Source organism: Streptomyces sp. NRRL F-6676 (assembly GCF_000725625.1).
Classification (GTDB): Bacteria; Actinomycetota; Actinomycetes; order Streptomycetales; family Streptomycetaceae; genus Streptomyces.
Genome location: NZ_JOHS01000039.1, coordinates 1 through 12,431, shown reverse-complemented (window position 1 = coordinate 12,431; position 12,431 = coordinate 1). Strand labels below are relative to the sequence as shown.

At 72.3% G+C, this 12,431-nt stretch carries 10 protein-coding genes and 1 pseudogene; 3 read left to right on the top strand and 8 right to left on the bottom strand.

What is annotated here, in order from left to right:
* Nucleotides 1-2: 2 nt before the first annotated feature.
* Complete coding sequence (rimP, locus tag IO29_RS22355; protein WP_030381314.1) at nt 3-524, bottom strand: ribosome maturation factor RimP; 522 nt, start codon at nt 522-524, stop codon at nt 3-5.
* Between the two features lie 299 nt (nt 525-823).
* On the opposite strand from rimP, the gene IO29_RS22350 reads away from it, so the two are divergent.
* Genes IO29_RS22350 through IO29_RS22340 form a run of 3 tightly spaced genes read left to right on the top strand, consistent with a single transcriptional unit; the run spans nt 824 to nt 2,879 of the window.
* Entirely contained in the window at nt 824-1,423 is a 600-nt protein-coding gene (locus IO29_RS22350; RefSeq protein WP_199806968.1) for a hypothetical protein, read from the top strand.
* Nucleotides 1,420-1,932, top strand: coding sequence for a ferritin-like domain-containing protein (locus IO29_RS22345; RefSeq protein WP_030381316.1), 513 nt, complete (start codon nt 1,420-1,422; stop codon nt 1,930-1,932). Before IO29_RS22350 ends, IO29_RS22345 begins: the two co-directional genes overlap by 4 nt.
* Before the next feature lie 26 nt (nt 1,933-1,958).
* Nucleotides 1,959-2,879: an aminoglycoside phosphotransferase family protein gene (locus IO29_RS22340; RefSeq protein WP_030381317.1), complete on the top strand. Its 921-nt coding sequence runs from the start codon at nt 1,959-1,961 to the stop codon at nt 2,877-2,879.
* Nucleotides 2,880-3,034: 155 nt separating this feature from the next.
* On the opposite strand, the gene IO29_RS22335 is transcribed toward IO29_RS22340, so the two are convergent.
* From IO29_RS22335 to IO29_RS22305, 7 genes and pseudogenes are all read right to left on the bottom strand, one after another.
* The gene (locus tag IO29_RS22335; protein WP_030381318.1) at nt 3,035-4,729 is read right to left on the bottom strand and encodes a proline--tRNA ligase; all 1,695 of its coding nucleotides are present in this window, start codon (nt 4,727-4,729) and stop codon (nt 3,035-3,037) included.
* Nucleotides 4,730-4,862: 133 nt separating this feature from the next.
* Entirely contained in the window at nt 4,863-5,429 is a 567-nt protein-coding gene (locus tag IO29_RS22330; RefSeq protein WP_030381319.1) for a GNAT family N-acetyltransferase, read from the bottom strand.
* Between the two features lie 65 nt (nt 5,430-5,494).
* Nucleotides 5,495-6,343 carry a GNAT family N-acetyltransferase gene (locus IO29_RS22325; RefSeq protein ID WP_030381320.1) on the bottom strand — a complete coding sequence of 283 codons (849 nt, stop codon included), beginning with the start codon at nt 6,341-6,343 and terminating at the stop codon, nt 5,495-5,497.
* A 118-nt stretch (nt 6,344-6,461) separates the two neighbouring features.
* Nucleotides 6,462-7,573: pseudogene (gene ispG / locus IO29_RS22320) on the bottom strand (flavodoxin-dependent (E)-4-hydroxy-3-methylbut-2-enyl-diphosphate synthase).
* Nucleotides 7,574-7,812: 239 nt separating this feature from the next.
* Nucleotides 7,813-9,117 (bottom strand): M50 family metallopeptidase, encoded by a 1,305-nt coding sequence (locus tag IO29_RS22315; RefSeq protein ID WP_030381321.1) that lies wholly within the window; start codon nt 9,115-9,117, stop codon nt 7,813-7,815.
* Nucleotides 9,114-10,370: a 1-deoxy-D-xylulose-5-phosphate reductoisomerase gene (gene dxr, locus IO29_RS22310; protein ID WP_030381322.1), complete on the bottom strand. Its 1,257-nt coding sequence runs from the start codon at nt 10,368-10,370 to the stop codon at nt 9,114-9,116. Before dxr ends, IO29_RS22315 begins: the two co-directional genes overlap by 4 nt.
* 117 nt (nt 10,371-10,487) lie before the next feature.
* On the bottom strand, nt 10,488-12,431 hold a 1,944-nt coding region (locus tag IO29_RS22305), incomplete at its 5' end, for an acyl-CoA dehydrogenase family protein (RefSeq protein WP_037840575.1).

Below are 12,431 nucleotides of genomic sequence, written 5' to 3'. Positions count from 1 at the left end.
GGCTACGCCTCCTCCTCGTTCTCAGCGTTCTCGGCGTCGTCGTTCTTGTTCTTGCGGTTGAACTCCACCTGGACCCGCGCCTTGGCGACGTCCGGGAAGGCGAGTCTGCGGGTGGTGGCCTTGCGCCCCTTCACCCCGGGGACCTCGAGGTCCAGGCCCTCGTCGTCGACCCGGAGGATGCGGGCCACCAGCTCGCCGCCCTCCGTCAACTGGAAGCGGACAAGGCGGCCCGCGGCACGCACATAGTGCCGGTGCTCGGTGAGGGCGCGCTCCGCGCCCGGGGTGCCGACCTCGAGGGTGTACTCCCCCGCGCCCATCGCGTCGGTCTCGTCCAGCTTCGCCGAGAGCACGCGGCTCACGTCGGCGACCCGGTCCAGGTCCGCGCCGGTGTCGGAATCCACCACGACGCGCAGCACACGCCTGCGGCCCACGGTCTCCACGTCGATCTCCTCGAGATCGAGTCCCTGGGAGGTCACGAGCGGTTCCAGAAGTTCTCGCAGCCTCTCGCTCTGGGTGGTGCTCATCCGGGTGACTCCTCGGCCGCGTGTGCTGTTGTGGAAGGGCGTGTGTCAGGGCAAAGCGTATCCGGTTCCGGAGGGTGTTGCCGTCCACCTCCGACGCCCGCCCGGCGGACACCCCGGGCCGCCCCGGGACCCTGCGACGGGCCCGGCGCACGGGTGGCGCAGCCGGTGGCGCGGGGCCTCATACCACCGGGTACGGTGATCGCGGGCAGGGCCCGCCCGTTCGGCGGGCGGACGCCTGTTCGCTCCCCCGCTCGTACCGTGCCGTACGAGTTCGTACGAGGCCACCGAGGACGTCTGCCGTGCCGTTCCCTCTGCCGTCGCGCGCCGCCCCGGGGCCGCGCCGAAGGACCCTGCTCGCCTCGGCCGCGGGTGCCGTGCTGCTGGTGGGGTGCTCAGGCGACCCCGACGGCTCCGGCTCCACGGGGAGAGGGGCGTCGGCCGCGGACCGGGCACGCGCGCGTGCCGCCCGCGACAGCGAACGGCTCGCGGAGCGGTACGACGCGGTGGGTGCGGCACATCCGGCGCTGGCGGAGCGGCTGCGTCCGCTGCGGGCCGAGGTGGCCCGGCATGCCAAGGCGTTCGGGGGCGGGGTGGCGGCGTCCGCCTCGTCATCGGCCTCGGCCCGCGCATCCGCCACGGCTTCCGCGCCGCCGTCCGCGTTCGACTCGCCTTCCTCGTCGGCCGCTGCCGAGGACGCCGTGCCCGCCGGCCCCGCCGCCGCGCTGGCCGGGCTCGCCGCCGCCGAGCGGGAGCTGGCCGACCGGCGGCTCGCGGCCCTCGCCGGGCTCCCCGGCGAGACGGCCCGGCTGCTGGCGTCCGTGGCGGCGGCCGGCGCGGCCCACGCGTATCTGCTGACGGAGGCGAAGACGACGGACTCGAAAGCGAGGGGGAACGGATGAGCGTGCGCAGCGGGAGTACGCCGACGCCGTCGGCCGGGCACGGGCACTCGGCGGAGTCCGGGGAGCTCACGGCGCTCCAGGCCGCCCTCGGCGCCGAGCACGCCGCCGTCTACGGGTACGGGGTGGTCGGCGGCCGCATCGGGCACGACCGGCGCACCGAGGCACAGGAGGCGTACGACGCACACCGGGCGCGCAGGGACCGGCTCGTGCGCGCCGTGCGCGACCTCGGCGCCACCCCGCGCGCTGCGGCCGCCGCGTACGCGCTCCCCTTCGCCGTACCGGACTCCGCCGCCGCCGTCCGGCTCGCCGCCGAACTGGAGCGACGGGTCGCGGGGGTCTACTCCGACCTCGTACGGGCCGCGACGGGCGAGCGGCGCGGGGACGCCGCCGAGGCGCTGCGCGAGGCCGCGGTACGGGCGGTGCGCTGGAGCGGGGAGAGCGTAGCCTTCCCTGGTCTCGCCGAAGGTGCGGCGGCCGGTCCGGCCGCCTCGGCGACACCGCAGCATTAGGCGATCCGGAAGGGAACTACGCGCGCATGGCTTTCGAACCGCCGCCGCGGCTGGTGCGGGCGCTCGCCGAGACCCGTCGGGAGGGGACCGACGCCTGGCTCCGCGCACTTCCCGAGCTGCTTCGGCAGGCCGTCGCTCTACGCGGGTTGACCGTGGAGCGGGTGCACCGCCCCAGTGGCCGCAGCGGTCTGATCGTGCTGGTGCGGCGGGCGGACGGCAGTCCCGCGGTGCTGAAGCTCGCGCCGGCCGCCGCGCGGCCCGGCAGTGAGCGGGCCGCGCTGACGCGGTGGGACGGGTTCGGGGCGGTGCGGCTGCTCGACGCGGACGACGCGCCGGACGGCTCGGACGACGCCGGCGTTCTGTTGCTGGAGCGGCTGCATCCCGAGATGTCCGTGCGGTCCTTGCCGGAGGCGAAGGCGCTGTTGGAGGCGGCCGGGACGCTGCGGCGGCTGTGGGTCGAGCCGCCGGCCGGGCACGCGTTCGAGACGGTGGCCGGGCGGACGGGGCGGCAGGCGGAGGCGATGCGGGCGGGGGCCGAGGCGGACGAGGAGGTACGGCCGCTGGTGGACGCGGCGCTCGCCGCGCGCGAGGAACTGCTCGCGTCGGCGCCCGAGGGGCGGTTGCTGCACGGGACGTTCCGGCAAAGCAAGGTGCTGGCCGGGGAGCGGATGCCGTGGCTTGCGGTGGGGCCGGATCCGGTGGTGGGTGAGTGTGCGTTCGATCTGGCGCGGTTGGTGCGGGACCGGGTGGAGGATCTGGTCGCGGCGCCGTCGGGGGCGGCGACGACGCGGCGGCGGGTGAAGCGGTTGGCGGAGTCGTTGGAGCTGGACCGGGAGCGGGTGCGGGGGTGGACGTTGTTCCGGGCGGTGGAGTCCGGTGTGCGGGCGCGTCGCGTGGGGCGCCCTCGCGACGCGGAGGTGCTGCTGGAGTTCGCGGGGTGGTTGTGACGGGGGGTGCGGCCGGATTTTTTCGCCCCCGCCGCCCCTACCCGTCCCGTCCCCGGGGGCAAGCCCCCGGACCCCCGAAAAGATTGCGCAGTTCCCCGCGCCCCTGATCAGGGGCGCGGGGAACTGGGGGTCCGGGGGCTTGCCCCCCGTAACCCTTACGCGGACAGGCGGGCGATCGCTTCCTCGACCGTCAGTTCCTCGCGCTCCCCCGTGCGGCGGTCCTTCAGCTCCACCACGCCCTCCGCCGCGCGCCGCCCGGCGACCAGGATCTGCGGGACGCCGATCAGCTCCGCGTCCGTGAACTTGACGCCCGGCGAGACCCCGGCCCGCTCGTCCACCAGCACGCGCACACCCGCCGCCGCCAGCTTCTCGGACACGTCGAGCGCCAGCTCCGTCTGCAACGCCTTGCCCGCCGCCACCACGTGCACGTCCGCCGGGGCGATCTCCGCCGGCCAGTACAGCCCCTGCTCGTCCGCGTGCTGCTCGGCCAGCGCCGCGACCGCGCGCGAGACGCCGATGCCGTACGACCCCATCGTCACCCGCACCGGCTTGCCGTTCTGGCCGAGCACGTCGAGCTGGAACGTGTCCGCGTACTTGCGGCCCAGCTGGAAGATGTGGCCGATCTCGATGGCGCGGTCCAGCTTCAGCCCGGCACCGCACTTCGGGCAGGGGTCGCCCTCCTGGACCACGACCACGTCGAGGTACTGGTCGACCTCGAAGTCCCGCCCGCAGACGACGTTCTTCGCGTGCGTGTCCTGCTTGTTGGCGCCGGTGATCCACGACGTGCCCGGCGCGACGCGCGGGTCGGCGAGGTAGCGCACCTTCTCCAGGCCCTGCGGGCCGACGTATCCGCGCACGAGGTCGGGGCGGCCCTCGAAGTCCTCGGCGGTGACCAGCTCCACGACGGCCGGCGCCAGGTGCTCGCCGAGCTTGCCCAGGTCCACCTCGCGGTCGCCGGGCACGCCGACGGCGACGATCTCGCCGTCCACCTTCACCAGCAGGTTCTTCAGCGTGGCCGAGGCCGGGACGCCCAGCAGCTCGGCGAGGCTCTCGATGGTCGGCGTGTCGGGGGTGTCCAGCTCCTCGACGGCCGGGTGCTCCGCGCCCTCGACCGGCGTCAGCGCGAACGTGACGGCCTCGGTGTTGGCGGCGTAGTCGCAGTTCGGGCAGTCCACGAAGGTGTCCTCGCCGGCCGCTGCCGGGGCCAGGAACTCCTCGGACGCGGAACCGCCCATCGCGCCGGAGACGGCGGAGACGATCCGGTAGTCCAGACCGAGCCGCGCGAAGATCTTCTGGTACGCCTCGCGGTGCAGCCGGTAGGACTCGGCGAGCCCCTCGTCGGTGGTGTCGAAGGAGTACGAGTCCTTCATCTGGAACTCGCGGCCGCGCAGCACGCCGGACCGGGGACGCGCCTCGTCCCGGTACTTCGTCTGGATCTGGTACAGCATCACCGGCAGGTCCTTGTACGACGAGACCTGGTCCTTGACCACGAGGGTGAAGATCTCCTCGTGCGTCGGACCGAGCAGATACTCGCCGCCCTTGCGGTCCTTGAGGCGGAACAGCAGGTCGCCGTACTCCTCCCAGCGCGCGGAGGCCTCGTACGGCTCCTTGGGCAGCAGGGCCGGGAGCAGCACCTCCTGCGCGCCGATGGCGTCCATCTCCTCGCGCACCACGCGGGAGACGTTGTCGAGGACCTTCTTGCCGAGCGGCAGCCAGGTCCAGATGCCGGCCGAGTTGCGGCGGACGTAGCCGGCGCGGACGAGGAGCTTGTGGCTGAGCGTCTCCGCGTCCGCCGGGTCGTCACGCAGTGTCTTGACCAACAAACGTGACATGCGCTGGACCTGGGCCATGGTTCTCGACTCCTGCTGATGGGGATCCCCCCGCTCGAGCGAAGCCGAGAGTGGGGGAGGGTGATGGCCACGAGGTTAGCCGTCACGCCTGCGCGGGCGGTAATCGGTTAACGGGCGGGGCGCGGCGGGAGCGCTACCGGCGGCGCAGCGGCAGCGGGGCGCCCATCACGGCGTACGGCTTCGGGGCGCTGGGGAACAGCACGCGGCGGGCCAGGTCCTCGTATCCCAGCGACCGGTACAGACCGCGGGCGGGGCTGTCCACGTCGATCGCCGAGAGGATCGAACGGGGCTGCTCCGCGCTGTCGGTGATGGTGGTGATGAGCCGGCGTCCGATCCCCCGGTTCTGATGATCGGGGTGCACATGTAGCTCGGTGATGACGAAGGAGTCGTCGAGCCAGCCGGTGTTGCCCTCGCGGTGCAGATACGGCTCGACGACCGTGGACCACCAGTGGGCGCGGTCGTTGGGCATGCCGTAGACGAAGCCGACGAGCCGGCCGCGGACGGTGGCGCCGAGGGCGCGGGCTCCGGGGCCGGTCATGTGCCGCAGCACGATCTGCCGGCGTACGGCGATCTCGTCGGGGTCGAGCCCGAACGCGACGGCCTGGACGGCGAGGGCCTCGTCCACGCGGGCGGCGAGGTCCAGCGGGCCGATGACGACGTCGTCGGGGCGGCGGTGGCCCTGACCGGGAAAGCGGAGCATGCCCCGGAGCGTACCGGGGCGGCTCCCTTCGGGGGCTGGGGGGACGGGGACCGGGGGTCCTGCCCTCAGAACAGCACGCTCATGAACTCGCCGACCTCTTCGAACCCCACCCTGCGGTACGTCGCCCGCGCCGCCGTGTTGAAGTCGTTGACGTAGAGGCTGGCTACGGGGGCGACGTCGGCGAGGGCGTAGCGGAGGACCGCGGCCATGGCGGGGGCGGCGAGGCCCCGGCCGCGGTATTCGGGGGCGACCCAGACGCCCTGGATCTGGCAGGCCTGGGGGGTCGCGGCGCCGATCTCGGCCTTGAAGACGACCTTGCCGTCCTGGTCGAGGCGGGCGAAGGAGCGGCCGGAGCCGACGAGTTCGGCGACCCGGGCCTGGTAGAGCAGTCCGCCGTCACCGGCCAGCGGGGAGACGCCGACCTCCTCGGTGAACATCGCCACGCACGCCGGAAGAATCGTTTCCATCTCGTCCTTGCGGATGCGGCGGACGTACGGGTCGGGGGTGACGTCGGCGGGGAGCCGGTCGGTAACCATGAGGGGCTGGTGGGCGCGGACCTCGCGGGCCGGGCCCCAGCTGGGCTCCAGCAGCCGCCAGAGCTGGGCGGTGGCCTCGGCGGGGCCGACGACGGAGGAGCAGCGGCGGCCGGTGCGGCGGGCGCGGTCGGCGAAGGCGCGGACGGCTCGGGGGGTGGCGCACAGGGGCACCAGGTTGGCGCCGGCGTAGCAGAGGGACGTGAGCATGCCGTCCTCGTACCAGCCCCACATCTCGCCGCCGAGCCGCCAGGGGTCGAGCCCGGCGACGTGCACACGGGAGGTGACGAAGGCGTTCGCGACCGGCTCGCGGTCGAGGACGGCGAGCGCGGCGTCCAGGTCGTTCGGTTCGAGGACGCGGGTGGTCGTCTGCGTCAACACGTGCGGATGCCTCACCCTTGGATCTACTGATTTTCGCACTGTACCTGGCGGGCATGTGCGACGCCGCCCGGTGGTGGCTGCCCCCGGGCGGCGTGCGGTGAACCTCGGTGGTGCCGGGTCAGCCGGCGACGGTGACGGACGGCTCGCCGGAGGCGGTGCCGGCGGACTCCATCTGCTCGGCCAGCTTCATGGCCTCGTCGATGAGGGTCTCGACGATCTTGGACTCGGGGACGGTCTTGATGACCTCGCCCTTGACGAAGATCTGCCCCTTGCCGTTGCCGGAGGCCACCCCGAGGTCGGCCTCACGGGCCTCGCCGGGGCCGTTGACGACGCAGCCCATGACCGCGACGCGCAGCGGCACCTCCATGCCTTCGAGGCCCGCCGTGACCTCCTCGGCCAGCTTGTAGACGTCGACCTGGGCCCGGCCGCAGGACGGGCAGGAGACGATCTCCAGACCGCGCTCCTTCAGGCCGAGGGACTCCAGGATCTGCAACCCGACCTTGACCTCCTCGGCGGGCGGGGCCGAGAGGGAGACGCGGATGGTGTCGCCGATGCCCTGGGAGAGCAGCGCGCCGAAGGCGACGGCCGACTTGATGGTGCCCTGGAAGGCGGGGCCGGCCTCCGGTAGGCCTCGATCATCACGACCGGGTCGTTGTGCTTGACCGAGATCTTGATGTCCCGGAAGTCGTGCTCCTCGAAGAGGGACGCCTCCCACAGCGCGGACTCGACGAGGGCCTCCGGCGTCGCCTTGCCGTACTTCTGGAGCAGCCGGCGGTCCAGGGAGCCCGCGTTGACGCCGATGCGGATCGGCGTGCCGTGGTCCTTGGCCGCCCTGGCGATCTCCTTGACCTTGTCGTCGAACTGCTTGATGTTGCCCGGGTTGACGCGGACGGCCGCGCAGCCGGCCTCGATGGCGGCGAACACGTACTTGGGCTGGAAGTGGATGTCCGCGATGACCGGGATCTGCGACTTGCGCGCGATGGTCGCGAGCGCGTCCGCGTCGTCCTGCGTGGGGCAGGCGACGCGGACGATCTGGCAGCCGGACGCGGTCAGTTCCGCGATCTGCTGGAGCGTGGCGCCGATGTCGGAGGTCCGGGTCGTCGTCATCGACTGCACGGAAACGGGCGCGTCCCCGCCGACCGGCACGGTTCCGACCTGGATCTGCCGGCTCTTGCGGCGTTCGGCGAGTTTGGTCGGAACGGACGGCATGCCGAGAGAAATCGCAGTCATCTGCTGTGCAACCCCAAGTCGTGGATCACCAAGGTGCGGATCCGCGTCGGGGCGGGGCCGGTCCTGTGCCGGGCCGGTCACATCCGATCCGGTCCGGTCCGTTCCGGTCCCGGAGCGACGGGATCCAGACCCCGAGATTACGGCACCGCCGGGCGCGTCAGCACATCACGGTCCGTAAACCCACCCTTTGGATGGTGGCCGGGCGCCAACGGCGCCCGGCCATGACGAACGCGAGGTGGCTAGGAGATTTTCACCGGGTTGACGACGTCCGCGACGAGCACCAGCGCGGTGAAGCAGAGGAAGATCCCCGCCACCACGTACGCCACCGGCATCAGCTTGGCCACGTCGAACGGGCCCGGGTCGGGGCGGCGCAGCACCCGCGCCAGGTTGCGGCGCAGCGACTCCCACAGGGCGCCCGCGATGTGCCCGCCGTCGAGCGGGAGCAGCGGGAGCATGTTGAACAGGAACAGCGAGAGGTTGAACCCGGCCACGAGCAGCAGCATCATCGCGATCTGCTGGGAGGGCGGGATGTCCAGGGTGAACACCTCGCCGCCGACCCGGGCGGCGCCGACCACGCCCATCGGGGAGTCCGGTTCGCGCGGTCCGTCGCCGAAGGCGGCGTCCCACAGGGCCGGGATCTTGCCGGGCAGCGCGACCAGCGACTCGACGCCGTTCTCCATCATGTCGCCCATGCGCTCGAAGGACTGGCCGAACGACTGCTTGACGATGCCGGTGGCGGGGGTGAAGCCGAGGAAGCCGGCGTACACGTACTCGCCCTGGACGTAGCCGCCGTCCCCGTCGGTCTTGCTGACCTGGTTCCTTATGAGGTGGGCGTGCAGGTCGACCTGCTGTCCCTCGCGCTCGACGGTGAGCGTGACGTCCTTGGCGGGGTTGTCCCGGATGTCGTTCTGGAGGACCGACCAGTCCTTGATCTCGGTGCCGTTGAACCCGACGATCTTGTCGCCGGGCCGGAGTCCGGCCGCCTTGGCGGGGGCGTCGGGGTCGTCCTTGGCGCACTTGGTGCGGTCCTCGCTCTGCTGGATGACGCAGTCGGAGACCTTGCTGACGGTGGTCGTCTGGTCCTGGACGCCGAAGGTCATCATCACGCCGAGGAACACCGCGACGGCGAGGATCAGGTTCATGAAGGGGCCCGCGAACATCACGATGACGCGCTTCCACGGGGCCCGGGTGTAGAACAGCCGCTTCTCGTCGCCGGGCTGGAGTTCCTCGAAGGACTGTTCGCGGGCGTCCTCGATCATGCCGCGCCACGGGGAGGTGGAGCGGGCCTCGACCCGGCCGTCGGGTCCGGGCGGGAACATGCCGATCATGCGGATGTAGCCGCCGAGCGGGATGGCCTTGACGCCGTACTCGGTGTCGCCCTTCTTCCGCGACCAGACCGTCGGCCCGAAGCCGACCATGTACTGCGGGACGCGGATGCCGAACATCTTGGCCGTCGACAGGTGGCCCAGTTCGTGCCAGGCGATGGAGATCAGCAGCCCGACCGCGAAGACGACTATGCCGAGGATCATCATCAGTGTCGTCATGCACGGGCCTCCGCGGTCGCCGTCTGTGCTGTCAGTTCCCTGGCCCGGGCGCGTGCCCAGGTCTCCGCCTCGAGGACGTCCGCGACGGTCAGGGAAGTTCCCGTCCGCGGTGTGCCGTGTTCCTCGACCACCCTGGTGACCGTCTCCATGATGCCGTTGAACGGCAGGGTGCCGGCGAGGAACGCGTCGACGCACTCCTCGTTCGCGGCATTGAACACCGCCGGAGCCGTGCCCGCGAGTTCACCGACGTGCCGGGCGAGCCCGACGGAGGGGAAGGCCTCGGTGTCCAGCGGGAAGAACTCCCAGGTCGATACCTTGCTCCAGTCGAAGGCGGGCGCGGCGTCCGGCACCCGTTCGGGCCAGCCGAGACCGATGGCGATCGGCCCCCGCATGTCGGGGGGAGTCGCCTGCGCGAGCGTGGAGCCGTCCGTGAACTCGACCATCGAGTGGACATACGACTGGGGGTGCACGACCACCTCAATCCGAGCGAAGGGAATGTCGTAGAGGAGGTGCGCCTCGATCACCTCCAGCCCCTTGTTGACGAGCGTCGCCGAGTTGACGGTGATGACCGGGCCCATCGCCCACGTGGGGTGCGCGAGCGCCTCGGCCGGGGTGACGTCCGCCAGCTCCGCCTTCGTCCGGCCGCGGAAGGGCCCCCCGGAGGCGGTGACGACGAGCTTGCGCACCTGGGCGCGCGTCCCGGCGGCGAGCGCCTGGAAGAGCGCCGCGTGCTCCGAGTCGACCGGGATGATCTGCCCCGGCTTCGCGAGCGCCTTCACCAGGGGGCCGCCCACGATGAGCGACTCCTTGTTGGCGAGCGCGAGGGTGCGGCCCGTCTCCAGGGCGGCGAGGGTGGGGGCGAGCCCGATGGACCCGGTGATGCCGTTGAGCACGGTGTGGCACTCGGAGCGGGCCAGCTCGGTGGCCGCGTCCGCCCCGGCGAGCAGCTCGGGCAGCGGCTCCCCGGGCCCGTACTCGGCCGCCAGCGCCTCGCGCAGCGCGGGGACGGCGTCCTCGCGGGCGACCGCGACGGTGCGCACCCGCAGGCGGCGGGCCTGCTCGGCGAGCAGTCCGACCCGCCCGCCGGCGGCGGACAGCGCGGTCACCCGGAAGCGGTCGGGGTGGCGCAGCACGAGGTCGATGGCCTGGGTCCCGATCGAGCCGGTGGAACCGAGGATCACCACATCCCGTACTCCGTCGACGGGGTCGAAGACGAGATGCGGATCGGCGAGGGGGGCTGGACTGTCGCTCATCCCCCCATTGTGGCCGCAAGGGCCTGGGCGGGGGGACCGCGCCCCCGAAGGGGGGACGGGACCGTGACACGGACGGCCCCGCCGCGGGGCGCGCACGGCCCCGCGGCGGGGAGCCGGTCAGCGGAACGGCCTGCGGACGTTCTCCCGCTCCGACGCTCCCGGCGTGGCGTCGGCGATCCAGGCGCCCTCGGTCGAGGGGTCGACCACGCCCTCCTCCAGCCACTCGTACGCCCCCGACAGCACCTGCTTCACCACGCGCCGGTCCAGGTCGTCGGTGTTGGCCCACAGGCGGCCGAACAGCTCCTCGACGCGCAGCCGGGCCTGCCGGCAGAAGGCGTCGGCGAGCTGGTAGGCCTCCCGGCCGTGGTCGCCCTCGGCGCGCAGCCACTCCGCGCGGACGCACGCCGCGCTCATCGCGAACAGTTCCGCGCCGATGTCCACGATCCGGCCGAGGAAGCCCTGTTTGGTCTCCATGCGGCCCTGCCAGCGGGACATCGCGTAGAACGTGGAGCGGGCGAGCTTGCGCGCACAGCGCTCGACGTACCGCAGGTGCGCGGACAGGTCCAGATGGCCCGCCGGGTGGAACTCGGCGTACGAGCGCGGCAGTTGGCCGGGTCCTGCGACGAGCTTCGGCAGCCACTTGGCGTAGAAGACCCCGGCGTTGGCGCCCGCCCTCGCCTTGTCGGACAGGGACTTGTCCGGGTCGATGAGGTCACCGGCGACCGACAGGTGCGCGTCCACGGCCTCGCGCGCGATCAGCAGGTGCATGATCTCGGTCGAGCCCTCGAAGATGCGGTTGATGCGCAGGTCGCGCAGCATCTGCTCGGCGGGCACGCCGCGTTCGCCGCGGGCGCGCAGCGAGTCGGCGGTCTCGAAGCCGCGGCCGCCGCGGATCTGGACCAGTTCGTCGGCCATCAGACAGGCCATCTCGGAGCCGTAGAGCTTGGCGAGGGCGGCCTCGATACGGATGTCGTTGCGGTCCTCGTCGGCCATCTGGCTGGCGAGGTCGACGACGGCCTCCAGGGCGAAGCTCGTCGCCGCAATGAAGGAGATCTTCGCGCCGACCGCCTCGTGGTACGCCACCGGCCGGCCCCACTGCTCGCGCACGGCCGACCACTCGCGGGCGATCTTCAGGCACCACTTGCCGGCGCCCGCGCACATGGCGGGCAGCGAGAGCCGCCCGGTGTTGAGGGTGGTGAGCGCGATCTTGAGGCCGGCGCCCTCGGGGCCGATGCGGTTGGCGGCGGGCACCCGTACCTGGTGGAAGCGGGTGACGCCGTTCTCCAGGCCGCGCAGGCCCATGAAGGCGTTGCGGTTCTCGACGGTGATGCCGTCGGAGTCGGCCTCCACGACGAACGCGGTGATGCCGCCCTTGTGCCCCTCGGAGGCGGGCACCCGGGCCATCACCACGAGCAGGTCGGCGACGACGCCGTTGGTGGTCCACAGCTTCACGCCGTCGAGTACGTAGTCGTCGCCGTCCGGGACCGCGCGGGTGGCCAGGCGGGCCGGGTCGGAGCCGACGTCGGGTTCGGTCAGCAGGAAGGCGGAGATGTCGGTACGGGCGCAGCGCGGGAGGAAGCGTTCCTTCTGCTCGTCGGTGCCGAACAGTTTGAGCGGCTGGGGTACGCCGATCGACTGGTGGGCGGAGAGCAGCGCGCCGATCGCCGGGCTCGCCGAACCGGCCAGCGCGAGCGCCTTGTTGTAGTACACCTGGGTGAGGCCGAGGCCGCCGTACTTGGTGTCGATCTTCATGCCGAGGGCGCCGAGTTCCTTGAGGCCGCGCACGGTCTCGTCGGGGATGCGGGCCTCGCGTTCGATGCGGGCGGAGTCGACGTCGGTCTCGCAGAACGTGCGGAGGCGGGCGAGGAAGTCCTCGCCCCGGGCGGTGGCCTCGGGGGTGGGGGTGGGGTGCGGGTGGATGAGGTCGAGGCGGAAGCGACCGAGGAAGAGTTCCTTGGCGAAGCTGGGCTTGTGCCAGTTCTGTTCTCGGGCGGCTTCCGCTACGCGGCGGGCTTCGGCTTCGGTGACGGTGGGTTGTCGGGGGGTGGGGGTCTGGGGGGG